Source organism: Pseudoalteromonas sp. G5_S1_54_S4 (assembly GCF_054968565.1).
In genome coordinates this window covers 12,717-37,661 of the sequence record NZ_JBQKUL010000043.1, presented here as the reverse complement: position 1 = coordinate 37,661, position 24,945 = coordinate 12,717, and the positions used below count along the sequence as shown (strand labels likewise).

At 41.3% G+C, this 24,945-nt stretch carries 19 protein-coding genes; 16 read left to right on the top strand and 3 right to left on the bottom strand.

Annotation, left to right across the window (positions count from 1 at the left end; translation table 11 throughout):
* The 4 genes from ACTRWE_RS15100 to ACTRWE_RS15085 all read left to right on the top strand — a co-directional run.
* Window positions 1-1,226: TolC family protein (locus ACTRWE_RS15100; protein ID WP_462880252.1), on the top strand; the 1,226-nt coding region annotated here is incomplete at its 5' end.
* A complete protein-coding gene (locus ACTRWE_RS15095; RefSeq protein ID WP_350608538.1) occupies window positions 1,216-2,715 on the top strand; it encodes an efflux RND transporter periplasmic adaptor subunit in 1,500 nt (499 codons plus the stop codon). The genes ACTRWE_RS15100 and ACTRWE_RS15095, both read left to right, overlap by 11 nt.
* Before the next feature lie 8 nt (window positions 2,716-2,723).
* Window positions 2,724-5,840 (top strand): efflux RND transporter permease subunit, encoded by a 3,117-nt coding sequence (locus ACTRWE_RS15090; protein WP_462880251.1) that lies wholly within the window; start codon window positions 2,724-2,726, stop codon window positions 5,838-5,840.
* Window positions 5,841-5,984: 144 nt separating this feature from the next.
* Window positions 5,985-6,440 (top strand): hypothetical protein, encoded by a 456-nt coding sequence (locus ACTRWE_RS15085; RefSeq protein WP_024601955.1) that lies wholly within the window; start codon window positions 5,985-5,987, stop codon window positions 6,438-6,440.
* Window positions 6,441-6,510: 70 nt separating this feature from the next.
* On the opposite strand, the gene ACTRWE_RS15080 is transcribed toward ACTRWE_RS15085, so the two are convergent.
* Window positions 6,511-7,017 (bottom strand): glycine cleavage system transcriptional repressor, encoded by a 507-nt coding sequence (locus ACTRWE_RS15080; protein ID WP_013465996.1) that lies wholly within the window; start codon window positions 7,015-7,017, stop codon window positions 6,511-6,513.
* Window positions 7,018-7,373: 356 nt separating this feature from the next.
* Here ACTRWE_RS15080 and ACTRWE_RS15075 point away from each other — a divergent pair, with 356 nt between their 5' ends.
* The 7 genes from ACTRWE_RS15075 (at window position 7,374) to ACTRWE_RS15045 (ending at window position 15,998) form a co-directional block, all read left to right on the top strand.
* Complete coding sequence (locus ACTRWE_RS15075; protein WP_024601956.1) at window positions 7,374-9,608, top strand: ABC transporter permease subunit; 2,235 nt, start codon at window positions 7,374-7,376, stop codon at window positions 9,606-9,608.
* Window positions 9,609-9,623: 15 nt separating this feature from the next.
* Window positions 9,624-11,273, top strand: coding sequence for a phosphate ABC transporter permease PstA (pstA, locus tag ACTRWE_RS15070; protein ID WP_013465994.1), 1,650 nt, complete (start codon window positions 9,624-9,626; stop codon window positions 11,271-11,273).
* A 19-nt stretch (window positions 11,274-11,292) separates the two neighbouring features.
* On the top strand, window positions 11,293-12,120 hold the full coding sequence (pstB, locus tag ACTRWE_RS15065; protein WP_008114812.1) for a phosphate ABC transporter ATP-binding protein PstB: 828 nt from the start codon (window positions 11,293-11,295) through the stop codon (window positions 12,118-12,120).
* A 44-nt stretch (window positions 12,121-12,164) separates the two neighbouring features.
* Entirely contained in the window at window positions 12,165-12,866 is a 702-nt protein-coding gene (phoU, locus tag ACTRWE_RS15060) for a phosphate signaling complex protein PhoU (protein WP_008114815.1), read from the top strand.
* 150 nt (window positions 12,867-13,016) lie between these two features.
* Window positions 13,017-13,691 (top strand): TIGR00153 family protein, encoded by a 675-nt coding sequence (locus ACTRWE_RS15055; RefSeq protein ID WP_008114817.1) that lies wholly within the window; start codon window positions 13,017-13,019, stop codon window positions 13,689-13,691.
* Window positions 13,692-13,730: 39 nt separating this feature from the next.
* Window positions 13,731-14,999, top strand: coding sequence for an inorganic phosphate transporter (locus tag ACTRWE_RS15050; RefSeq protein WP_008114819.1), 1,269 nt, complete (start codon window positions 13,731-13,733; stop codon window positions 14,997-14,999).
* A gap of 81 nt (window positions 15,000-15,080) precedes the next feature.
* Window positions 15,081-15,998: a hydrogen peroxide-inducible genes activator gene (locus ACTRWE_RS15045; protein WP_008114821.1), complete on the top strand. Its 918-nt coding sequence runs from the start codon at window positions 15,081-15,083 to the stop codon at window positions 15,996-15,998.
* Window positions 15,999-16,045: 47 nt separating this feature from the next.
* On the opposite strand, the gene ACTRWE_RS15040 is transcribed toward ACTRWE_RS15045, so the two are convergent.
* Both ACTRWE_RS15040 and ACTRWE_RS15035 read right to left on the bottom strand, forming a co-directional pair.
* The gene (locus ACTRWE_RS15040; protein WP_008114823.1) at window positions 16,046-16,249 is read right to left on the bottom strand and encodes a hypothetical protein; all 204 of its coding nucleotides are present in this window, start codon (window positions 16,247-16,249) and stop codon (window positions 16,046-16,048) included.
* A gap of 187 nt (window positions 16,250-16,436) precedes the next feature.
* The gene (locus tag ACTRWE_RS15035) at window positions 16,437-18,968 is read right to left on the bottom strand and encodes an EAL domain-containing protein (RefSeq protein ID WP_008114824.1); all 2,532 of its coding nucleotides are present in this window, start codon (window positions 18,966-18,968) and stop codon (window positions 16,437-16,439) included.
* A 458-nt stretch (window positions 18,969-19,426) separates the two neighbouring features.
* Between ACTRWE_RS15035 and queA the strand changes: the two genes are divergently transcribed.
* From queA to secF, 5 genes are all read left to right on the top strand, one after another.
* Window positions 19,427-20,458 carry a tRNA preQ1(34) S-adenosylmethionine ribosyltransferase-isomerase QueA gene (gene queA, locus ACTRWE_RS15030; RefSeq protein ID WP_058155303.1) on the top strand — a complete coding sequence of 344 codons (1,032 nt, stop codon included), beginning with the start codon at window positions 19,427-19,429 and terminating at the stop codon, window positions 20,456-20,458.
* Between the two features lie 139 nt (window positions 20,459-20,597).
* On the top strand, window positions 20,598-21,725 hold the full coding sequence (tgt, locus tag ACTRWE_RS15025; RefSeq protein ID WP_013465989.1) for a tRNA guanosine(34) transglycosylase Tgt: 1,128 nt from the start codon (window positions 20,598-20,600) through the stop codon (window positions 21,723-21,725).
* Window positions 21,726-21,751: 26 nt separating this feature from the next.
* Window positions 21,752-22,087 (top strand): preprotein translocase subunit YajC, encoded by a 336-nt coding sequence (yajC, locus tag ACTRWE_RS15020; RefSeq protein ID WP_010391747.1) that lies wholly within the window; start codon window positions 21,752-21,754, stop codon window positions 22,085-22,087.
* A gap of 19 nt (window positions 22,088-22,106) precedes the next feature.
* Window positions 22,107-23,966, top strand: coding sequence for a protein translocase subunit SecD (gene secD, locus ACTRWE_RS15015; RefSeq protein ID WP_350654932.1), 1,860 nt, complete (start codon window positions 22,107-22,109; stop codon window positions 23,964-23,966).
* A gap of 9 nt (window positions 23,967-23,975) precedes the next feature.
* On the top strand, window positions 23,976-24,923 hold the full coding sequence (gene secF, locus ACTRWE_RS15010) for a protein translocase subunit SecF (RefSeq protein WP_013465987.1): 948 nt from the start codon (window positions 23,976-23,978) through the stop codon (window positions 24,921-24,923).
* The last annotated feature ends 22 nt before the right edge of the window (window positions 24,924-24,945 follow it).

Genomic DNA, 24,945 nt, shown 5'->3' with positions numbered 1-24,945 from the left:
ACTATGCCTTAAACCATGAGCCTTGGCTTAAAGCCAGCAAACAAAAACAAGCATCAATTGAAGCAAAAAGTATTGCCGCAGGTACCTTACCTGATCCGGTACTCACGCTAGGACTAATGAACCTACCAACCAATGGTTATGCTTTTGATCAAGAAAATATGACCCAATTTAAAGTAGGAATTAGCCAGTCGTTAAGCCGGGGCGATAGTTTAGCATTGCAGCAAAAGGCACTGTCTCAGTCGGCTGCGGCAGAGCCTTGGCTCCGTAAAGATAGACTCGCGCAGGTAAAAACCACAGTGACCGAGTCATGGCTCAATGCTTACAGAGCGCAGCGAACTATTGCGCTTATTGAGCAGGACAAAGCGTTGTTTACTCAGTTAATCGATATTACCGAATCAAGTTATGTAAGCTCGGTGGGTAAAACACGCCAACAAGATATTATTCGTGCGCAATTAGAGCTAATCCGCCTTGAAGATAAACTAATGCAACTTGATCAACAGCTACAAGGTGCTAAAAAGCGGTTAACACAATGGTTGCCCATCGACATGCTAAGCCAGCCTGTTGGTGAGGACTTTTCACAGGTTTCAGCGTTAAAAAACTACACGGAATTAGAGTTTCAGCAATTAATGGCATTGCTATTAAAGCACCCCGCTATTATGGCGATTGATAATGCAATAGAGGCAAAGCAAACTCAAATCAGTGTGGCTGAGCAAGGCTATAAACCGCAAATTGGTGTGAATATGGGATATGGTTATCGCGATGATATGCCAATGGGGGGCTCGCGAGCCGACCTTTTCTCTGTTGGAGTGAGTATAGATTTACCGCTATTTACCGATAATCGCCAAGACCAACTCGTTAATGCCGCTGTTGCTGATAGCGAAGAGGCAAAAACACAAAAATTAATTGCCCTTAAAAAGCTAAAAGGAATGTACTTTAAGGAAGTCAGCCAACTAACACGATTAAGTCAGCGAGCAGCGCTCTATAAAACTAAATTATTGCCGCAAATGGCCGAGCAATCCCAAGCTACCCTTAATGCCTACACCCGCGATGATGGTAATTTTTCGGATGTGATGCAAGCGCGGATCAGCGAATTAAATGCCAAAATAGACGCACTTAATATTCACGTTGATCAAAAAATTATTATTGCACGGTTAAATTATTACGCCAGTGCTGATGACGCCAGCTTAAAGAACTTAACACAACAGGAGCTAACCTATGAATACTAATTTAAAATTGTCATTGGTGGCTATATGCAGTGCATCGCTGACGGCCGGGGTGTTATTGAGCTTGCCAGCTGAGCACACTATGCCAAGCAATGACAAAACCAGTAGTAAAAAAGAGCCGCTTTATTGGGTGGCACCAATGGACAGTAATTATCGTCGTGATGAACCGGGTTTATCACCTATGGGTATGGATTTAGTGCCTGTTTATGAAGAGTCAGACAGTGATGTAAATGAAGGCCCCGGCAGTGTTAAAATTTCACCTACCGTGATCAATAACTTAGGTGTACGCACGGCACCGGTGGAGTTTGCAGCGCTGGAAAATGAAGTCAACACGGTAGGCTATGTACAGTATAACCAAGACCAGCTCATTCATATTCATCCGCGGGTAGAGGGCTGGGTAGAGACATTATATGTGAAGGCAGCAGGCGATCAGGTTAAACAAGATGAGCCACTTTATACCTTGTATTCACCGCAATTAGTCAATGCCCAAGAAGAGTTTGTTTTAGCGTTAAAGCGCAATAATCCGGTGTTAATTCGGGCGGCTAAAGCACGTTTAAAATCGCTTAATGTGTCTGAGGGTTTTATTTCACGCTTACAAAAAAGTCAGCAAGTGCTACAAAATATTACTTTTTATTCTCGCCAAGGTGGCGTTGTTGATGAGCTTAATATTCGTGAAGGGTTTTACGTTAAACCAGATACATCAATGATGAGTATTGCTCAGCTTGACGAAGTGTGGGTTGAGGCTGAGGTATTTGAACGCCAAGCAGAACTTATTCGTGTTGGCTTACCGGTAACCATGACACTCGATTATTTAAGTGGTCAAAGTTGGCAAGGGCAAGTGGATTATATTTACCCTACTTTAGATGCTAAAAATCGTACTTTAAGAGTACGTTTGCGCTTTGATAACCAAGGCCATCAGTTAAAGCCTAATATGTTTGCGCAAGTCAGTATTCATAGCCAAAAAGCTGAAAAGCAGTTAATTGTGCCTAAAGAAGCGGTTATTCGCACTGGTAGCCAAAACCGCATTGTAATTGCGCTTGGGGAGGGGCGTTTTAAATCGGTTGAAGTAACCTTAGGGCGAAGTGATGCGGCTAATACCGAAATTTTATCAGGTGTTATGGCTGAAGATGAAGTGGTTACTTCTGCGCAGTTTTTAATTGATTCAGAGTCGAGTAAAAGCTCTGACTTTAAGCGTATGCAAGCCCCTTCGCACAGCACAATGGCAATGAGTGATAGTGCCCCAAGTATGGCTACTGTGAATGGGGTTATCAACAGCATTGACCCTAACACGCGGGTTATGAATATTAGCCGTGAGGCGATTGAAAAGTGGGGGCGCGGACCTGCAACTATGGACTTTGTGTTAGCAAAAAATGTAACCATTGAGGCGTTTAAGCTAAATGATGAAGTTACATTTACCTTTAGTATTGAGCAAGGTGAGTTTGTGATCCATACAATGACTTCTGTGCATGCTATGCACAGTCAGCACGAGTAGGAGTGGTTATGATTACTGCAATTATTCGCTGGTCTGTTGTTAATCGTTTTTTTGTACTGTTACTGACCGCAATACTTATTGGTGGCGGCTTGTATGCTGTAAAAAACACCCCAGTAGATGCCTTACCCGATTTATCTGATGTACAGGTTATTGTTAAAACATCTTACCCTGGGCAAGCGCCGCAAGTAGTGCAAGATCAGGTCACATTTCCTATAACCACGGCGATGTTATCGGTACCAGGGGCGCAAACAGTACGCGGTTTTTCGTTTTTTGGTGACTCCTACGTGTACGTTATTTTTGACGAAGACACCGATTTATATTGGGCGCGAAGTCGTGTTCAAGAATATTTAAGTCAAGTATCTGCGCGTTTACCCAATACGGCAATTGCAGAGCTAGGCCCGGATGCCACAGGAGTTGGCTGGGTGTATTTATATGCACTCACTGATACCACAGGTAAGCATGACATCAGCCAATTACGCAGTTTACAAGATTGGTTTTTAAAATTTGAACTGCAAACTGTACCCGGTGTGTCCGAAGTGGCATCGGTAGGCGGCATGGTCAAACAATACCAAGTAAACGTTCAGCCCGATAAGCTTCGTGCTTATGGTATTCCGCTAAGCCTTATTCAAACTGCCATTAAGCAAGGCAATCAAGAAATGGGTGCATCGGTAGTTGAGATGGCAGAAGCTGAATACATGGTAACCAGTACTGGCTACGTAAAAAGTGTTGCTGATTTAGAAGCCATTCCTTTAGGTATAAACGCTAACGGTACTGCACTACAGTTACGTGATGTTGCTAATGTGCGTTTAGGTCCGCAAATGCGCCGCGGTGTTGCCGAGCTTAACGGCGAAGGCGAGGTGGCAGGTGGCGTAGTGGTTATGCGCTTTGGTGAAAACGCGCAAAAAACCATAGAGCTCGTTAAAGCTAAATTAGAGTCACTTAAAAAAGGGCTACCAGAGGGGGTTGAAATTGTACCTGTGTACGATCGCTCTCACTTAATAAAAGACGCAGTTGATAACCTCACCTCTAAATTAATGGAAGAGCTTATTGTAGTGGCTTTAGTGTGTGTGGTGTTTTTATTTCATATACGCTCATCGCTGGTGGCTATTATTACCTTACCGTTAGGTATACTCACCGCTTTTATTATTATGTATTGGCAAGGGATTAACGCCAATATCATGTCATTAGGCGGGATTGCTATTGCGATTGGTGCTATGACTGATGGTGCGATTGTGATGATTGAAAACATGCACAAGCATATGGAGAAAAAACCGCTAACAGATGAAAACCGTTGGCAAGTGGTGATTGACTCTGCCAGTGAAGTTGGGCCTGCGTTATTTTTTAGCTTATTAATCATTACCGTGAGCTTTATGCCGGTATTTATTTTAGAAGCTCAGGAAGGGCGAATGTTTGCGCCATTAGCGTACACAAAAACCTATGCAATGGCAGCTTCTGCTGGCTTAGCAATTACCTTAGTACCCGTGCTGATGGGTTATTTCATTCGGGGTAAGGTGATATCTGAAAATAAAAACCCAGTTAACCGTTTACTGGTAAATAGTTATAAGCCACTGTTAAACACAGTCTTAAAATTCCCCAAAAGCACCTTGTTAGTGGCACTGATTATCACTTTAGTGGGCTTTTATCCGGTAAATAAAATAGGCAGTGAATTTATTCCACCTCTTGATGAAGGTGATCTAATGTATATGCCGACTACTTACCCAGGAATTTCAATAGGTAAAGCGCGCGAGCTATTGCAGCAAACCGATAAATTGATTGCCACTGTGCCCGAGGTAAAAACCGTATTTGGTAAAATTGGACGAGCGGAAACGGCAACCGATCCGGCACCACTGACCATGATTGAAACCTTTATACAGTTTAAGCCTAAGGAGCAGTGGCGCGAAGGCATGACCACTGAAAAGCTCAAGCAAGAGCTGGATGCTTTAGTAAAGCTCCCAGGACTCACAAACGCTTGGGTAATGCCAATTAAAACGCGGATAGATATGCTGGCTACAGGGATTAAAACCCCTGTGGGTATAAAAGTCGCGGGCCCTAATTTGAATGAAATTCAAAAAATAGGTCAACAAATAGAGGTATTACTTAAAGATCTTCCCGGTACGGCGTCTGTTTACTCAGAGCGTGTAGCGGGTGGGCGTTATATTAAGGTAGATATTAACCGTGAAAAAGCAGCGCGCTACAGTTTAAATATTGCTGATGTGCAACAAGTAGTCGCAACCGCTATTGGTGGCATGAATGTGACTGAAACGGTTGAGGGTCAAGAGCGCTACCCAGTAAATATTCGTTATCCGCAAGCGTACCGTGACTCCCCAGAGGAGTTAATGCTGCTGCCTATTGTAACCCCTGCTGGGCAACGCATTGCACTTGCCGACGTGGCTGATGTATACATTAGCGATGGCCCTCCTGGCATAAAAAGTGAAAATGCCCGTTTAAATGGTTGGAGCTTTATTGATATTAAAGATACTGACATTGGCAGCTACGTAGAAAGTGCTCAGCAGTTACTAAACGAGCAGCTAATTTTACCCGCAGGGTATTCTATAACTTGGGCAGGGCAATATGAATACATGGAGCGTGCCAAAGCCAAACTGAGTTATGTGTTGCCGTTAACCTTAGCCATTATTGTGGTACTGCTTTACCTGAATTTTAGAAGCTTCACTGAAGTATTTATTATTATGGCGACATTACCACTGGCGATGATAGGGGGTATTTGGCTCATGTATTTAGAAGGCTTTAATTTCTCTGTTGCTGTGGGGGTCGGCTTTATTGCCCTTGCTGGGGTGGCCGTAGAAATAGGCGTTATTATGTTGGTGTATTTAAATCAAGCGTATAAAGCGCAGGTACAGGCCGCCTCTCAATTAGGAAAAAGCATGAGTATTGAGCAGCTTAAGCATGCCATATTAGAAGGCGCCGGTTTGCGCGTTCGCCCGGTAATGATGACGGTAGCAACCATAGTGATTGGCCTGTTACCTGTTTTATATGGCACAGGCACGGGGAGTGAAGTAATGAGTCGAATAGCCGCCCCCATGGTTGGCGGTATGTTTAGCGCCATTGTTTTAACATTGCTGGTATTGCCTGCTGTGTATTTATTATGGCGAAAGCGAAACCTATAATTTTTACACTGGTTGTGTAACTTGTACTGTAAAAAATCAGTGCAAGTTACCCATCTTTACTTTACCTGCTGATTTTATTGTGTTTTTTATTGGCATGATTCACGCATCTATTTAATCATTAGGGTTAAATAGTAAGGAACGCACATGCAAGTTAAAACAATCCAAGAAGTGTTCGATTGGACCGTTCAATTTCACACACAAATGGCCGCTAATTTTTTTAGTGTAAAGGACCTACTCGGGGAGCATAACAAACAGCTAATTGATTATTGTGTTGAGTATGAAAAAAAGCTCGCTGAGGATTTAATTGGCTTTAAAGCCATCACGCAAATAAACACATTAGATACGTATTGTTATGAATATTTTTCAGAGCACTCAGAAATTATTAACTTTACTGATTTAGATCGCAGTAACCAATTAGATGAGCAAGTAATTCAAGAATACTTATCAAAGCAGCATCAAAAAGTATTGAACGCATATAGTTATTTGGCTGATAAAGCACAATCACCTGAGGCTCAAGAAAAACTAAGTGAGCTGTTGCAACTTGAAGAGCAAGGATTAAAGCAAATGATACAAAGCATTAATCGTCATGCAGATATGTAGCAACAAGTGTTACGCATAAAAAAGGCGCTGTAATAAGCGCCTTTTTCGTGTGTAAAATAATAGAGCACATTTAACTTTGCTCTACATCAACCACTAAGTCACTCGTAATTGACTCAAGAGCGTTAATTACTTCGTCTTTGTTAAGCCCATTAGGCAGGCTGACGGTGGCAACGGCACTAAAAATTGGCACCCCCCAGTTTGGCGCACTTTGCTGCCTTGAGTTTAAGTTCGTAATATTAGCGCCTTTATGACGAATAACACTTGCCAACTCCTGGACTATACCGGGGCGATCGTTCCCGGTGATCACAAAATTAAGCTGCTCGAGTTCAACAGGCTCAATTTCGGTGTTGCCTTTTTCAATACGAACATCTAATTTAGGAAGCCCATTAAGCGCATCTTGAAATGCCTGTAAATGCTCTTCAGCCACCTCAACTTGTATAATGCCAGCAAAGTGGCCAAGCAAATGACTTAAATTACTGCTTAACCAATTACCGTGGTTTTCCAATATAACCGATGAAATACTTTCTACTAAACCGGGGCGATCTTCCCCTAAAATGGTTATTACCAACTGCTTCATAATAGTTCTCTTTTTAAGCCCAAATGAAAAAATAAATGCATAGGCATTAAGTGATGCGATCTAATGTATGTGATTCTTAATGTATGTAAAAGCTAACCACAAAAGGATTGTTATATCTTAATAGGTTACTTTATTATTGTTATATTAGATGCCCATTGAGTATTGTCTTGGATAAATAGTTTGTCCAATTAATAATTGATTTAGTTTATTAATAACACATAAATAAATACAATTATTTAATAAAATAATACTTTAATATTATTTTGTGGTTCCAGTAAAGAATTATTACGACTGTAACATTACTGTCACTTTGATGAAATATAATGCGCCCAACGTTAAGATATAAGGGTGTTTTGATGACTTCAAATCCGAATAAACCGACTTTTAATACGGATCGAAGCCGTCTATTTAAAGACCGGTTTGCTAAGTTTGGCATAACCGCAGGCGGTATAATGGTATTAATAGCACTGCTATTGATCTTTTTTTACCTTCTTTATGTAGTGCAGCCTATTTTCGAGTCAGCTAAAGTTGAAAAGCGCGCTAGCTTTAATGTTGCTAATGCTGAGCAAATAGTTGGGCTTGGTGTTGAAGAGCAAACTGAGGTTGCTTACTTACTTGATAATCAAGGCCAAGTTAACTTCTATAGTGTTGATAAAGCAAACTTTGGTAAAAAACTAAAAACACTTAATGCCACTTTACCTGCGAAGGTAACCAGCTTTGCAAATAGTGCTCCTTTTCAAGGTCATTATGCGTATGGCTTAGAAAATGGCACCGTGACTATTGTTGCGCCTAAGTTTTTAGTCACCTTCCCTAATAATGAACGTAAATTAAGCCCGCGTTTAGGTTATCCATTGGGTGAGATGGCGTTAGAAGTTGATGAACAAGGTGCTGCTATTAAGCGTTTTGCCTTTAGCCATTATGAGGACAAAACAGCCGTTGTGGCACTTACCGCCGATAAACGTGTGGTATTTAGCAGCTTTGTAGCCGAAGAAAATATGTTTACCGGTGAAGTCGAATGGCAAGTTGAACGTACCGAATTGAACGTTGATGGTCGCGTAGATGAGTTATTAATGTCGCCGGATACCACCCGCACATTTGTTCGCTCTGCTAATCAAATTTACGTATTCGATACTCGCTACCCAAGTGAAGTAGAGCAAATCCAATTATTATCTGCCAACGAAGAAAACGCTAATATTGTGTCATCACAATTATTAGCTGGTGCTAACTCCCTGATGTTGGCCAATGATAATGGTGAAATATCGCAGTGGTTTGAAGTAAACACTGACTCAGGTCGCGAGTTTCAAAAAATTCGTTCGTTTGAAACCACTAAGCAAAGTAAGCTCAATGTTTTTACTGAATTCTACCGCCGTACCTTTTTTACAACGGGTCAAAATGGTGAGCTAGGTGTTTATTACACAACCAGTGAAGCAAAGTTGTGGCAAGGTAAAGTCAGTGAAGGTGCAATTGAACAGTTTGCTATTGCTCCGCGTTCAAATGCGGCATTGATTTTGGCTGATAACAAGCTAACGGTATTAGAAATTCATAACGAACACCCAGAAGTAACGTGGTCAGCGCTTTGGCAAGAAGTATGGTACGAGGGTTACCCTGAGCCGGGTTATATTTGGCAATCAACGTCTGCAAGTGATGATTTTGAATCTAAGTTCTCACTGGTACCAATTTCATTTGGTACTTTAAAGGCTGCTATGTATGCAATGTTATTTGCTGTGCCTATTGCTATTTCAGCCGCTATTTACACCGCTTACTTTATGTCGAGCGAATTACGTCGCGTAGTTAAGCCGACCGTTGAAATAATGGAAGCTTTGCCAACGGTAATACTCGGCTTTTTAGCTGGCTTGTGGTTAGCGCCTTTAATTGAAGAGCACCTGCCGGCTATTGTTGGCTTACTCGTATTACTGCCATTAGGTATTTTAGCAACCGCTTTAGGTTGGACTAAATTACCTGCAGCTATTCGCCATAAAATTCCTGAAGGCTCACATTCAATTTTATTAATTCCTGTGGTGTTATTTATTGGTTGGTTGTCATTTGCGATGAGCGAAAGTATTGAACTGTGGATGTTTGATGGCAATGTGCGTCAATACTTAACCAATGAGCTTGGTATGACTTTCGATCAGCGTAACTCGCTTGTGGTTGGTATTGCGATGGGCTTTGCGGTTATTCCTACTATCTTCTCAATTGCGGAAGATGCGGTATTCAGCGTTCCTAAGCATTTATCCAATGGATCGTTAGCATTAGGTGCAACGCAGTGGCAAACGCTAATTCGCGTGGTGTTACTTACGGCTAGCCCAGGTATTTTCTCTGCGGTCATGATGGGGTTAGGTCGCGCCGTAGGCGAAACCATGATTGTACTGATGGCAACCGGTAATACGCCGATTATGGATTGGAGTATTTTCCAAGGTATGCGTACCTTAGCCGCTAATATTGCCGTCGAAATGCCAGAGTCGGAAGTGGGGAGTTCGCATTATCGAATTCTATTCTTAGCCGCCTTTGTATTATTCATATTTACCTTTATTTTCAACACCGTTGCTGAATTTGTTCGTCAGCAGCTGCGTGAAAAATATAGCTCAATGTAAGTGGAGAAACACGACATGGTAAAGCAGTGGTTTAGGTCTGGTTCTCCTTGGATTTGGATGACCGGTGGTGCCGTCAGCATCAGTTTAATTTCAGTAATTGGTTTACTCGCCATGATTGCATGGAAGGGATTAAGCTTTTTTTGGCCATCTCAAGTTATGCAATATGAGCTTGAAGGCTCGATTACTAAACAAACCGTTATTGGTGAAATTTACGACCGTGAATTAGTACCTAAGTCGCGTTTAGCGGCAACCGGTATTGATGTTTCTAAATTTGAAAAAGACGAGGTTGAGCGTTTACTAATTAAAACCGGTAACCGTGAGTATGTAGATTTAGACTTTCGCTGGATACTTGAAACTGATATTACACAAAGCTCAGCACCAAAAGCACTCGCGGTATTTGAGCGTAGCAAAAACGGTAACTTTTACGGTTATGTAGAATCAGTAATCAAAGACGGTGAAACAATAACTACAGATAAAGTTGAAACATTACATGATCTTGTAGAGCGTGCGGTTGACTTAAATGACGAAGCACTGGATTTACAAAATGGTGATATTGGTCATATAAACTACGAGTTAGAGCGTTTACGTTTGCAGGAAAAAGCCTATTTGCTTGATAACGAGCTAACTGATGAGCGCGTAGCTGAACTTGCTCAAGCCCGTGCTGATTTACGTGCGCAATATGGTGAGCTTGAAAAAGAGTTATTTGCACTGCGTAACCAAGCTAAGCGTGACCAAGTAACTGTGAAAGATATGCGTGGTGAGATTGTTACTATCCCGCTTTATCAAGTGTTGGATGTATGGTTTCCAAACGATATGGGCTTTTTTGCTAAACTAGGCCATTACTTTGTGCAGTTAGGCAAGTTTGTTTCAGATGACCCACGTGAAGCCAATACCGAAGGCGGTGTATTTCCTGCTATCTTTGGTACGGTATTCATGGTGATGTTAATGGCTGTGATTGTGACGCCATTTGGTGTGGTTGCCGCCATTTATTTGCATGAATATGCAGCTAAAAACGCAATTACTAAAATGATCCGTATTGCGGTTATTAACTTAGCGGGTGTTCCGTCAATTGTATATGGTGTATTCGGTCTAGGTTTCTTTGTGTATATGGTAGGTGGCAGTGTTGACCAACTATTTTACCCAGAGTCATCGCCTACGCCTGTATTTGGTACACCCGGTGTGATGTGGTCGGCACTCACCTTGGCTATATTAACTCTGCCTGTGGTAATTGTGTCAACCGAGGAAGGTTTATCTCGTATTCCAAGCACAGTACGTGATGGTTCATTAGCACTGGGCGCGACTAAGGTAGAAACGTTATGGCGAATCATTATTCCTATGGCCAGCCCTGCTATTATGACGGGGTTAATTTTAGCGGTTGCTCGTGCTGCGGGTGAAGTTGCACCGCTTATGCTGGTGGGTGTGGTAAAAATGGCACCAACGTTGCCGCTTGATGGTAACTTCCCTTACATACACTTAGATAGAAAGTTCATGCACTTAGGTTTTCATATTTACGATGTTGGCTTTCAAAGCCCTAACGTTGAAGCGGCGCGTCCGCTGGTATATGCAACGGCCTTTTTGTTAGTGTCGGTTATTATTACCCTTAACATCACCGCCATTGGTATACGCAACCATTTACGTGAAAAATTCAGATCGCTTGAGCATTAATTTAGTATAGGTAACAAACATGATTACAGTCGCTCCAAAAGTAAACCAAGCAAAGCCAAGCTTGAAGTTAGATTTAAATAATTTAACAGACGAACAAAAAGCGCTAGAAATTAAAGATCTCGACCTTTACTACGGTGATAAACAAGCACTGAGTAAAGTAAATATGAACATTCCGAAAGGCCAAGTAACGGCATTTATCGGTCCGTCGGGTTGTGGTAAGTCAACTTTGCTGCGTTGTATTAACCGTATGAATGACTTGGTTGATATTTGTCGCATAGAAGGCGAAATAATGCTGCACGGGCAAAATATTTACGACAAAAGCGTAGATGTTGCTGCGCTTCGTCGTAATGTTGGCATGGTGTTTCAGCGTCCAAACCCGTTTCCTAAATCAATCTACGAGAATGTGGTTTACGGTCTTCGCCTGCAAGGGATTAAAGAAAAGCGTAAGCTTGATGAAGTGGTAGAGCAATCGCTACGTGGTGCGGCTCTTTGGGATGAAGTAAAAGACAGACTTCACGATAGCGCATTTGGTTTATCAGGTGGTCAGCAGCAGCGTTTAGTTATTGCTCGCTCAATTGCGATAGAGCCAGAAGTATTATTACTTGATGAACCAACATCAGCACTCGACCCGATTTCAACTTTAGTGATTGAAGAACTAATTAATGATTTAAAGAATAAATTTACTGTGGTTATTGTTACTCATAACATGCAACAAGCAGCGCGGGTATCTGATCAAACCGCGTTTATGTATATGGGTGAGCTCATTGAGTATTCAGATACCAATACCTTATTTACCACACCAACGAAGAAAAAAACTGAAGATTATATTACCGGACGCTACGGCTAGTCGGGTTAAAACGCTAAAACAATGAATTATTAAAGAAGGTCATTATGGAACACAACATTAATAAACATATTTCTGGTCGTTTTAACCAAGAGTTAGAAGATGTGCGAAACCATGTACTGAGTATGGGTGGGTTGGTTGAGCAACAACTTAATAGCGCGCTTGATGCAGTTAGCAAAAACGATGCGGTATTGGCACAAAAAGTACGTGAAAACGACTACAAAGTTAATGCAATGGAAGTCAGTATTGATGAAGATTGCACCCGTATTATTGCTAAGCGCCAACCGGCAGCCAGTGATTTACGTTTAGTAATTGCAATAGCAAAAACCATTGCTGATTTAGAAAGAATTGGTGATGAAGCTAAGCGAATTGCTAAAGTTGCACTAGACTCATTTACTAAGGATCAACAAGATTTATTAGTAAATATTGAAAATATGGGTCGCCAAGTATCTAAAATGCTGCATGACGTTTTAGATGCATTTGCACGTATGGATGTGCAACGTGCATTTGAAGTGCATAAAGAGGATGCTAAAGTAGATAGAGAGTATGAAGCTATCACCCGTCAAATAATGACGTACATGATGGAAGATCCGCGCTCAATTCCAAAAATCATGGATTTAGTATGGTCTGTTCGCTCATTAGAGCGTATCGGTGATCGTTGTCAAAACATCGCTGAATATGTCATTTATTTTGTAAACGGTAAAGATATTCGTCATACATCTCAAGAAGATATTGAAAAATCACTGTAGTGATACGAATAACTAGAAAATAAGAAAGGCAGTAATACACTGCCTTTTTTATTTTTTGTAAATAATTGAATGAGAAAAAGCGTTCACAATCTAGCTTAATGCTGTAAAATTCACGCTGAACAGCATATTGAATTGATTAAAGGGTCAGTTATGCCAACAAATTTTTTAGGTGTTTTTGCAAAATCACCTATAAAACCAATAGAAGAACACATCAGAAAAGCGCATCAAGCAAGCGAAAGTTTGATACCTTTTTTTAATCATGTTTTTAAAGAAGAATGGCAACAAGCTGAAGAGCTACGTTTAACTATTCGTAATTTAGAACGTGAAGCCGATGAAATGAAAAGAACTATACGCTTACAACTACCTGGCGGATTATTCATGCCGGTAGAGCGTACAGACCTTCTCGAATTAGTAACCCAACAAGATAAAATTGCTAATAAGGCAAAAGACATTGCTGGGCGTGTAATTGGTCGTGAGATGATCATACCAAAAGAGATTCAAGAAGACTTTTTGGCGTATGTAACTCGTTGTGTTGATGCAACAAAACAAGCATCTAAAGCGATTAATGAATTAGAAGAATTGTTAGAAACGGGCTTTAAAGGCAGAGAAGTTACTCTGGTTGAAAAAATGCTCGTAGAATTGGATGCCATAGAACAAGACACGGATGAAATGCAAATTAGAATACGCCGCCAACTACGTAAAGTAGAAAGTGAGCTAAATCCAGTAGATGTAATGTTTTTATACAAAATCATTGAATGGGTTGGCGAGCTTGCAGATATTGCAGAGCGCGTAGGATCACGTCTTGAGCTGATGTTAGCTCGTTAATTTAAAATCAGTTCAAACACGAAAGATTAAGGTTACACAATGGATATCATTGCATCTTACGGCACGGTATTAATTTTAATTGCCGCAGCAGTCGGCTTTTTTATGGCTTATGGTATTGGCGCAAATGACGTTGCCAACGCGATGGGTACATCAGTAGGTTCAAAAGCACTTACCATTAAACAAGCGATTTTTATCGCGATGATTTTTGAGTTTGCAGGTGCTTATTTAGCCGGTGGTGAAGTAACATCAACAATTCGTAAAGGGATTATTGATGCGGCCCCATTTGCCGACATTCCTGAATTGATGATTTTAGGTATGATCGCCTCTTTATTTGCCGCGGGCAGTTGGTTATTAATGGCCTCGTTTTTAGGCTGGCCGGTATCGACGACTCATTCAATCATTGGCGCTATTATTGGCTTTGCTCTGGTTGCAGTAGGCACAGAGGCTATTCAATGGGGTAAGGTTGCCGGTATCGTAGGTAGCTGGATTGTAACGCCGGCGATATCAGGTTTTATAGCGTACTTAATATTTATGAGTGCGCAAAAGCTGATATTTGATACAGACGCTCCACTTAAAAATGCCAAGCGCTTTGTACCAATATACATGGGTTTAGCTGGCTTTATTATGGCACTTGTGACCATTAAAAAAGGCTTAAAGCACATTGGTATTAATTTAGGTACCTTTGAAGGTTTTGCTATTTCTATAGGTATAGCGGTACTAGTTGCTGTTATTGGTAAAATTGCGATTTCTCGTTTAAATATCGATCCTAAAGCGGATAGAGAAATGCAGTTTAACAATGTAGAAAAAGTGTTTGCAGTACTTATGGTGTTAACAGCCTGTTGTATGGCATTTGCTCATGGTTCTAATGATGTTGCTAACGCAATTGGACCACTAGCTGCTGTTGTAAACATTGTTGAAAATAACGGTGAAATTGCGAAGAAAGCGGCTATTGCTTGGTGGATATTACCACTGGGTGGTTTAGGCATTGTTGCCGGTCTTGCTATTTTAGGCAAAAAAGTAATTAAAACCATTGGTGAAGGAATTACACATTTAACACCAAGCCGTGGTTTTGCTGCTGAATTAGCCGCTGCATCTACCGTTGTTATTGCATCGGGCACAGGCTTACCTATCTCAACTACACAGACCCTAGTGGGTGCCGTGTTGGGTGTAGGAATGGCACGTGGTATTGCCGCACTTAATATGGGTGTAATAAGAAATATTGTAGTTTCTTGGGTAATTACATTGCCAGTTGGTGCTGCCCTTGCTATTGTTATTTTCTACGTACTAAGAACCGCTTTTGGGGTTTAATAAAAAGTACTTAAAAGACTTTTAGCTTGAAAAGATCTCAACGCCCTTGGTGTTGGGGTCTTTTTATTTGTGGAAAGAAAAATGACCAATCTCCCTAGTATAAAGCAGCTACAGTATTTATTAGCTGTGCATCAGCATCAACATTTTGGCCGCGCAGCAAGTGCCTGCTTTATTGGCCAGTCAACGCTGAGCACCGCAATTCAAAATTTAGAAGAGACCTTAGGGTGTCAGCTTATAGAACGAGAAAATCGCAGCCTTATGTTTACCACTATTGGTGAAGAGGTTGTTGAGCGTTCAAGAAAAATTATTAACGACACTATTAGCTTAAAAGAGCTTACCAAAAGCTTTTTAACGCCGCTTAGCGGCACATTAACGGTCGGTGTTATTCCCACGATTGCGAGCTTTATTGCAGCGCCTCTTTATCACTTTTGTCAGCAAACGTTTGCTGACTTAGAGTTAGTTTTAGTGGAGGATACCAGCGACAAGCTACTTGATAAGTTAGAGCATGGGCAAATTGACTTGGCACTATTAGCGCTGCCCTACGAAACCGATAAATTTCATACTCAAGTACTTGCACAAGATCATTTTAGCTTAGTGCACCATAAAGACTACACACCAGCTAAAGGCATTAAAGACTTTAATTTACTACCAGAAGCGAGTGTATTTTTACTTGAGCGAGAGCACTGTATGACAGGGCATGCGCTCAGTGCGTGCCATTTAAACCGCTCTAGCTGTATAAATCCCTTTGAGGCAGCTAGCTTACATACTTTATTGAGTATGGTTGAGTATAAACTTGGCGTGACTTTTTTACCGCAAATGGCGATTAACGCGGGTATTTTAGAAAACAAAAACATGCTTGCTACGCCATCACAAGGTGATGCCTATCGTGATATTGGTGTACTGTGGCGCAAAACAACGGGGCGGATTCGTGACTTTAAATTGTTTAGCCAACAGTTAGAGGTCTTTTTGAAAAAGCAGTGCAGTGTTGATTTTAAGTAACGTAAAAAAAAGCGTATTAGAGGTAATACGCTCAATAACACAGGGAATTAAAGTGGCTGCTTGTGCTGGCCATGGTAGCTCTCTAGAGGCGGTAAAAACAATAAGTAAACCCACACAACAACATTGAAGTAAGGCACCAGTCCAAGCACTGTAAAGGTTTTTACAGGGTAGCCTTTAATCTGAGCATACTTGTAACATTGAAGCGCAATAGCAAAGTGTATAAACAATAATAACGTGATTAGTTGCGTCATAAACATCCTCCTTATGACCAAATGTCCATCTTTAAGAGTATAGACATCTAGACGATAAGAAATAAAGATGTCATGTAAAATCAAGGTAATCACTTAATTTTCATGACATTGTGCTGCCGATAAGCAAAGTATAGGTTAGATGGGCAATTTTGGTAGTAATAAATTGCTTAAATTTGTTTATTAATGTTTATAGTGATGTGAGGGTATCTTGATAAAAAATAGGGTTGTTCTTTATTTTTTCTAATTCAATCAGTACCTTGTCGATAGGGACAGGGCGAGCAATAAAATAGCCTTGCCCGTAGTCTACGCCTATTTCTTTGAGTGCAAAAAATACTTCAGCGGTTTCCACATATTCAGCCACAGAGCGCTTATCTAGTGACCGACTGATGTCATTTATGGCTTTTACTAGCGCTAAATCAATGGAGTCGTTAAGCATATCGCGGACAAATGAGCCGTCAATTTTTACATGTTGGGCTGGTAATTGTTTAAGATAATTAAAGGTACTAAATCCGGTACCAAAGTCATCAATCGAAAAGTGGCAGCCTAAATTATTTAACCGTTCAATCATTTTACGAGTGGCAGCCAAATTATTAATGCTAGCCGATTCGGTTATTTCAAAAATAATTTTTGACGGAGGCACTTGATATTTTTCGAGGCTCGACTCTATTAACGGCAGTAAACGCTCATCTAAAAATGACTGTGCCGATAAATTTATTGCAACCTGAAGAAGCTCTGGGTGCGCAGCAACACTTGCAATACTGTTACGAATAACACATTGATCCATTAAAAAGGTGTCGTTAAGCATTTCCAATGAGGGAATAAACTGATTTGGGTAAATAAGTTCGTCGTCGAGCTTTAATCTCAGTAGTACTTCAAAGTAAGCAACCTGATTAGTTTTAAAATCCCAAATGGGTTGATAATGAAGTTCTATACTGTCTTGTTGTAGAGCTTGGCGTACGCCATGACCCCATTCTAAGCCCGTTTGCAGCGCATTGTTTTCACCATCTTGTTTTGAATAACAATGTACTAAGTTACGGCCTAAATTTTTAGCAATATATAACGCAATATCTGATTGCTTTAAACATTCATTTGGGTCGCAATTATCAGCAGTAATTTGTGTTAAGCCAATAGAGCAGCTAATTGAATACACTTGATCTTCTGACTTAAATTGGTTGCCCTCAATGGCACTACAAATCCCCTCTGCAATTAAATGTGCATCTAATAAATTGGTGTTTTTAAGGATCACCGCAAACTCATCGCCACCCACACGGCAGATCAGGTGCTCATTACTAATATTGGCAATAAACAGTTGTGCCACTTCTTTTAAAACAATATCGCCTTGTTGGTGGCCTTTACTGTCGTTGATTATTTTAAAGTGATCAAGATCGATATAAATAAGCGCATGCTCAATATTTGCATAGGTATTTTCGCTTTGGCAAATATAGTTAAGTTGTTGGTCAAAGTAATAACGATTATGTAGGCCGGTTAACGTGTCATGCAATGCTAAATGGCGTAATTGAAGCTCAGCTTGCTTACGCTCATGAATATTATCGAGTGTGGCGGTAATGGTCGCGTTATTACTGCTATTTTTTATTAGCTGGAGGCGGCATTCAACCCACACCGAATTGCCGTTTTTTTGTTGCAGTTTAACTTCTATTTTTTGTTTATTTGCGCCACCTTGTAAAATGTCATCAATAGTGGATTGTAACGACTGTTTATACTCTTTGGTACAAAATGCAGTTAATGGCTGTTTCAAGGTCGATTTAACCCCAAAACCACTCAAAGACTCCCATGCAGGGTTTATAAAGCGAATATTGCCTTGCTGGTCTAGCTCAAGCACCACGGTATTTAGGTGCAATAAAATACGTTGATGTGCTGAAAACAGGTCGCGATACTTTACTTCACTAATACTTAATTGCTGCACTTTATTGGCAAACTCAGCATAGCTGACCATAAAGTCTTCACGACGAGCTGCGTGGTCACAGACTTTATTTAAAAATGAGGGGTCGTAAGGGGCGCGAATAAAGTCGGTAACGCCTGAAAGTAATAACTGCTCGGCGTAATCGGCATCGTTTTTATCAATAATAGTAACAATGGCTTGCTGAGGGTTATGCTGCAGAATTTTTTCGACTAATTGATTTGAGCTTTCTGCTTGTGCCGCTGTGGCATCCAGTAGCACGATAGCAAAAGGCTGCTGATTATAAGCACTTAGCGCCGCTTTCTCAGTTGTAACATGGGTGATAGCAAAGTTAAGTTTTAATTGCTCACTCATGTCGTTTGCTCTGCTGGCAAAGGGTTCTAATAACAACAGGTTTAAGCGACTACTTTTTTCTAAATGGCTCGACAACACATTTGCGAGTATTTGCGGCAGAATATCTTGGCGCTCAAAAGGCAGTACCGCATCTATGCCATAGCTACGTGCGGTAGTTTCGGCGATACGCTCACAATAAATCGGCGGAATTAGCAAAATAGGCGTATTTTTAGGCGTGTTTAGTAATCCAGAGCGGATCATACGGGAAAACCGCCAACCATCAATTTTACCTACGTCTAAGCCGGTTATGATTATATTTACGCTTTGATTTTTTAATATTTTTAGGGCGTCTTGGCTGTCTGATGCTTCAATGAACTCAAACACATTAAGCCTCTCTAACGTGGCACGAATAGTCTGGCGCTCATCATTACTTGCATTCAATATTAGCAATTTAAGCTGTTTTGCCACGTAGGTACCACTCCGAGAGATGCAGATCATAAAACAGTAAGAGTAATGATATTTAGCGATAAGAACAAGCGTATTTAACCGCTATTTTAAATGTAGTTCATTGGTGGCTAATTAGGGGGAATATGTGGGATATCTTGAGCTTCATTAGTAATAGTTAAATACCCAAACCACCTCAAAATGCAGAATTCAGCGCTTCACAGGGGCTTAATATCAAGGCGATACTTTGCAGTAATGGTAGTCCCTTTCAAGAAGTAGCAACGATGAGAGTATGCCCCTGTGAAACGCCCACGGGTTGGTTTAAAAGCGATTTATACTGCGTTATTGATATTAATAATAGAACCACTATTATTTGCAATCAATGCCTTGCCTAAATCGCTTTTAATTCCAACTGAAACTCGCATTTTGAGGTGGTTTGGGTATACACTTGGCGCGATTTTAAATGATGTGGAATTCTAACAATGCGCGTAGCTGATTTTAGCTTTGACTTACCTGATGAATTAATTGCTCGTTTTCCTAAAGCAGATAGAACGAGTAGCCGTTTATTGAGCCTAAACGGGCCAACTGGTGAGATTGAGCATAAAATATTTAGTGACATACTTGAGCTTGTAAACGAAAACGATTTACTGGTTTTTAATAATACCAAGGTTATACCTGCGCGTATGTTTGGTCAAAAAGAGTCTGGTGGTAAAGTTGAGGTACTCGTTGAACGCGTATTAGACGAACACCGCGTACTTGCGCATATTCGTGCGAGTAAATCCCCAAAGCCAGGTAATGTACTCATTTTAGAGGGCAAAGCAAAAGCTATTATGGTGGCACGCCATGATACCTTATTTGAGCTTGAGTTTGACCGCAATGAAAATGTGCTCGATATTTTAAATGATGTGGGCCACATGCCGCTTCCTCCTTATATTGACCGCCCAGATAACGAAGCCGACCGTGAGCGTTACCAAACGGTATATGGCGAAAAGCCAGGCGCTGTTGCTGCACCTACGGCAGGTCTTCATTTTGACGATAAACTCATGGCTGCGCTCAAAGATAAAGGCGTGCAAATGGCGTTTGTAACCTTGCACGTTGGTGCTGGCACCTTTCAGCCTGTAAGAGTTGAGAGTGTTGATGAGCACATCATGCACTCTGAATATATTGAAGTGCCACAAGATGTGGTTGATGCGGTTGCAAGCACCAAAGCCAAAGGCGGGCGAGTAATTGCTATAGGTACAACTTCAGTACGCTCACTTGAGTCTGCAGCAAAAATACATGGCGGCAAGCTAGATACTTACTTTGGCGATACCGATATCTTTATTTTTCCGGGTTATCAATTTAACGTTGTTGATGCCATGGTAACTAACTTCCATTTACCCGAATCAACTCTGATCATGTTAGTTAGTGCCTTTGCAGGGCAAGACAACATTATGGGCGCTTACAATACGGCGATTGAACAACAGTATCGCTTTTTTAGCTATGGCGATGCGATGTTTTTGACCCGTAAATAATTTACAGCGTTATCGGTTTTTATTTTACTCCTAAGCATAGTGAATTTCTCACTGCTAATAGTAATAGGGTGGTAAAAAGGGTAGAATCGAGCGGTTAAATTATAGCTTGTTGGACTGTTTTTCCGACACAGAGGATATTATGAAATTTGAATTAGACTGCACTGATGGTAAAGCGCGCCGCGGCCGCTTGATTTTTGACCGAGGTGTAATAGAAACACCGGCGTTTATGCCTGTAGGTACTTACGGCACGGTTAAGGGTATGACACCTGATGAAGTAAAAGCAACGGGTGCACAAATTTGTTTGGGCAATACATTTCACTTAATGTTGCGCCCTGGTACTGAAATCATTAAACAGCATGGTGATTTACACGACTTTATGAATTGGGACTTCCCAATTTTAACTGACTCAGGCGGTTTCCAAGTATTTAGCCTTGGTGCAATGCGTAAAATCACTGAAGAAGGCGTGATGTTCCAATCGCCTGTAAATGGTGACCAAATTATGATGTCGCCAGAAAAGTCAATGGAAGTGCAGCGTGATCTTGGCTCAGATATCGTGATGATATTTGACGAATGTACGCCATATCCTGCCACCGAAAAAGAAGCCAAAGACTCTATGGAGCTTTCTCTTCGTTGGGCTAAGCGTTCAAAAGAAGGGCATGGCGACAACCCATCAGCATTGTTTGGTATTATTCAAGGCGGTATGTATCCTGAGCTTCGTGCACAATCACAAGCAGGCCTTGAAGAGATTGGTTTTGATGGTTATGCACTCGGTGGTTTATCGGTGGGTGAGCCTAAACATGAAATGATTAATATTCTTGATCATTGTGCTTATAAAATGCCAGAAAACAAACCGCGATACCTAATGGGTGTTGGCAAGCCAGAAGATCTAGTTGAATCGGTTCGCCGTGGCATAGATATGTTTGACTGTGTAATGCCAACGCGCAATGCACGTAACGGTCACTTATTTATTACTACTGGCATCATAAAAATCCGTAACGCAGTGCATAAAACAGATACTGGCCCACTTGATCCAGAGTGTGATTGCCATACCTGTAACAATTATTCGCGTGCTTATTTGCATCATTTAGACAAATGTAACGAAATTTTGGGTGCACGACTAAACACTATCCATAACTTACGATACTATCAACGTGTTATGGAAGGTTTGCGTAATGCTATTAGCGAAGGTCAACTAGAGACATTTGTACACGATTTTTACGCTCGCCGAGGCCAAGAAGTGCCAGAGCTAGCTGATACAACAAATTAAAATTTAAAAATTAAAGAGGAAGTATTATGAGTTTATTTATTTCAAACGCACATGCAAGCGCTGGCGCACCTGCAGCAGGCGGCGGTATGGAAATGCTAATTATGTTAGCGATTTTTGGTTTGGTTTTTTACTTTTTAATTTACCGCCCGCAAGCTAAGCGCGTAAAAGAGCATAAAAGCTTAATGAGCGCGATGGCAAAAGGCGATGAAGTGCTAACCCAAGGTGGTTTAGTGGGTAAAATCGTAAAAATTGCTGAAGATAAAGACTTCATCGTGATCTCATTAAATGAGCAAGCAGAAGTAACTGTACAAAAATCAGCAGTATCTGCTGTACTGCCTAAAGGCACAATGAAGTCGCTATAAAAATAATAAGGACGGCCCCGTGTTAAACAAGTTTCCAATTTGGAAGTATTTACTTGTTTTAGCTGTGTTAGCCATTGGCCTTTTATATGCTTCACCAAACCTGTATGGCCGCGATCCGGCCATACAAGTTTCTGGCGCTAAAGGCACCGATGTCGACCTCAGTGTTGTAGACAAAGTAAACGCAATCCTCAAAAAAGATAACGTCAGCGCTAAATCGACGAAACTCGAAGACGGGCAAATTCTTGTTCGTTTTAAAAACGTTGAAGACCAACTAAAAGCGCAAGACTTATTGCGTAACTCACTTAGTGACGATTATATCTCAGCTATCAATATGGCACCGGCACAACCGGCTTGGTTAAAGTCGCTTGGCGGTAATCCTATGAAGTTAGGCCTAGATTTAAGTGGTGGTGTACATTTCACCATGGAAATCGATATGGTCACTGCGGTTGATAATCAGCTTGAGCAAATGGAGCAAGATTTTCGTAGCGACCTGCGCGAAGAAAAACTACGTTATCGTAGTGTGCGCCGTGTAGCAGGCTCAGAGCGTATGCGTGTAGAAATGCGTAACGAAGAAGACAAAGAAGCCGCAGAGCGCTTTTTAGAAAGCCGTTACCCATTAAACGTTTACATTGATGATAGCAGTAACGATAACGCATTCTTTGCCACTATGAGTGAGCTAAAGCTAAAAGAAATTCGTGACTATGCCATCAAGCAAAACGAAACGATTATTCGTAACCGTATCAACCAAATTGGCGTTGCAGAGCCAAACGTACAGCGCCAAGGTGCTGAACGTATTATTGTGCAATTACCAGGGATTCAAGATACCGCTCGCGCTAAAGAGATTTTAGGTGCTACGGCAACGCTTGAGTTTCGTGAAGTTGACGAAAATGCTGACATAAGCGCCGCTGCTCAAGGTCGTATCCCACCGAGTACTGAAATGATCATGAGCCGTGATGGTTATCCTGTGGTACTAAAAAAGCGCATCATTCTTGAAGGCAGCCATATTACTGGCGCGCAGTCAGGTGCAGATGAGTACCAGCGTCCACAAGTAAGCATTAAACTCGATAGTAAAGGTGGGGCAAAAATGAATGCCTTCACCAAACGTGCTATTGGTAAACGTATGGCTACCGTGTTTATTGAGTACAAGCCATCGGGTAAAAAAGATAGCGAAGGTAAAGCACTTCCACCAATTAAAGTGGAAGAAGTGATTAACGTAGCAACCATTCAAGCGCGTCTTGACCGTTCATTCCGTATTACCGGTATTGATAACCCCGCTGAAGCACATAACTTAAGTTTACTACTTCGCGCGGGTGCACTGGTTGCGCCTATTCAAATAGTAGAAGAACGTACGGTTGGGCCAAGCCTAGGTCAAGAAAACATTGAAGCAGGTATGACCGCTGTAGCCTTAGGTTTTGCGTTTGTACTGGCCTTTATGCTTATTTACTACAAAGGTTTTGGTCTTGTTGCGAATATCGCACTGGCTGCCAACTTAGTACTTATTATTGGTGTAATGTCGTTAATTCCAGGTGCAACGCTTACCCTACCGGGTATCGCAGGTATTGTATTAACCGTGGGTATGGCTGTTGATGCGAACGTACTTATATTTGAGCGTATTCGTGAAGAGCTTGCTGATGGCCGCAGCCCTCAACAAGCGGTTCATTTTGGTTACGATAGTGCCTTTAGTACTATTTTTGATGCCAATATCACCACATTAATTGCGGCGATTATCTTGTTTGCTGTTGGTACCGGTCCAGTTGCAGGCTTTGCGGTAACCCTAGCAATTGGTATTTTAACCTCTATGTTTACAGCAATTGTAGGTACCCGTGCGGTGATCAACCTATTTATTGGTGGTAAACGTGTTGATAAACTTTCAATTTAAGGAGCAGACATGCAAATTTTAAGATTGGGCGGAAAAACCCTTCGTTTCATGTCTCTTCGAAAAGTGGCAATGGGCTTTTCTACGTTATTAATCATAGCGTCGCTGGCGTCACTTTTTGTTAAAGGCTTAAATTTCGGTTTAGATTTTACCGGCGGTACAGCAGTTGAGGTAGGTTTTTCACAACCTGCCGATCTGAAAAAAGTACGTAATGTACTGGCTGAAAACGACTTTGCTGATGCATCGGTACAGCTTTTTGGCTCAAGTCAAGAAATACTGGTCCGTTTAGCCCCTCGCGGTGATGATGTAAAAGCAGAAGTAATTGGTAACCAAGTAATTGCTGCCCTTAAACAAGCTGATGATAGCGTAGTAATGCGCCGTATTGAGTTTGTAGGCCCAAGCGTAGGTGAAGACTTAAAAGAGCAGGGTGGCCTTGCCATGTTAACTGCGCTTATATGTATCTTAATTTACGTGGCATTTCGCTTTGAATGGCGCTTTGCTGTAGGTGCGGTGGGGGCACTATTACACGATGTAATCATTACGATTGGTTTATTCTCGGTGCTTGGTTTAGAGTTTGACCTAACTATTTTGGCTGCAATACTCGCCGTGATAGGTTACTCACTAAACGATACCATTGTTGTATCAGACCGTATCCGTGAAAACTTCCGTAAAGTACGTATTGACGACACCATTGAAATTATTGACCTGTCACTTACGCAAACACTTAATCGTACTTTAGTTACATCAATTACCACTATTTTAGTATTGATTGCACTCTTTGTATGGGGCGGCCAAACTATTCATGGCTTTGCTACCGCACTATTATTTGGTGTATTTATTGGTACTTATTCTTCAGTTTACGTTGCCAGCTCGGTGGCTATTGCCATGGGCGTAAGTAAAGAAGATTTAATACCAGAGGTGATTGAAAAAGAAGGTGCCGATTTAGACTCAATGCCTTAATTGAGATTAAATTATCCTTTTT

What these genes read in the sequence shown, in the direction of transcription:
- pstA (WP_013465994.1), top strand. Translation starts at nt 9,624, where the DNA reads ATGGTAAAGCAGTGGTTTAGGTCTGGTTCTCCTTGGATTTGGATGACC.
- ACTRWE_RS15095 (WP_350608538.1), top strand. Translation starts at nt 1,216, where the DNA reads ATGAATACTAATTTAAAATTGTCATTGGTGGCTATATGCAGTGCATCG.
- ACTRWE_RS15080 (WP_013465996.1), bottom strand. Translation starts at nt 7,017, where the DNA reads ATGAAGCAGTTGGTAATAACCATTTTAGGGGAAGATCGCCCCGGTTTA.
- tgt (WP_013465989.1), top strand. Translation starts at nt 20,598, where the DNA reads ATGAAATTTGAATTAGACTGCACTGATGGTAAAGCGCGCCGCGGCCGC.
- pstB (WP_008114812.1), top strand. Translation starts at nt 11,293, where the DNA reads ATGATTACAGTCGCTCCAAAAGTAAACCAAGCAAAGCCAAGCTTGAAG.
- ACTRWE_RS15045 (WP_008114821.1), top strand. Translation starts at nt 15,081, where the DNA reads ATGACCAATCTCCCTAGTATAAAGCAGCTACAGTATTTATTAGCTGTG.
- ACTRWE_RS15085 (WP_024601955.1), top strand. Translation starts at nt 5,985, where the DNA reads ATGCAAGTTAAAACAATCCAAGAAGTGTTCGATTGGACCGTTCAATTT.
- ACTRWE_RS15040 (WP_008114823.1), bottom strand. Translation starts at nt 16,249, where the DNA reads ATGACGCAACTAATCACGTTATTATTGTTTATACACTTTGCTATTGCG.
- ACTRWE_RS15075 (WP_024601956.1), top strand. Translation starts at nt 7,374, where the DNA reads ATGACTTCAAATCCGAATAAACCGACTTTTAATACGGATCGAAGCCGT.
- ACTRWE_RS15055 (WP_008114817.1), top strand. Translation starts at nt 13,017, where the DNA reads ATGCCAACAAATTTTTTAGGTGTTTTTGCAAAATCACCTATAAAACCA.
- ACTRWE_RS15050 (WP_008114819.1), top strand. Translation starts at nt 13,731, where the DNA reads ATGGATATCATTGCATCTTACGGCACGGTATTAATTTTAATTGCCGCA.
- queA (WP_058155303.1), top strand. Translation starts at nt 19,427, where the DNA reads ATGCGCGTAGCTGATTTTAGCTTTGACTTACCTGATGAATTAATTGCT.
- yajC (WP_010391747.1), top strand. Translation starts at nt 21,752, where the DNA reads ATGAGTTTATTTATTTCAAACGCACATGCAAGCGCTGGCGCACCTGCA.
- phoU (WP_008114815.1), top strand. Translation starts at nt 12,165, where the DNA reads ATGGAACACAACATTAATAAACATATTTCTGGTCGTTTTAACCAAGAG.
- ACTRWE_RS15090 (WP_462880251.1), top strand. Translation starts at nt 2,724, where the DNA reads ATGATTACTGCAATTATTCGCTGGTCTGTTGTTAATCGTTTTTTTGTA.
- secF (WP_013465987.1), top strand. Translation starts at nt 23,976, where the DNA reads ATGCAAATTTTAAGATTGGGCGGAAAAACCCTTCGTTTCATGTCTCTT.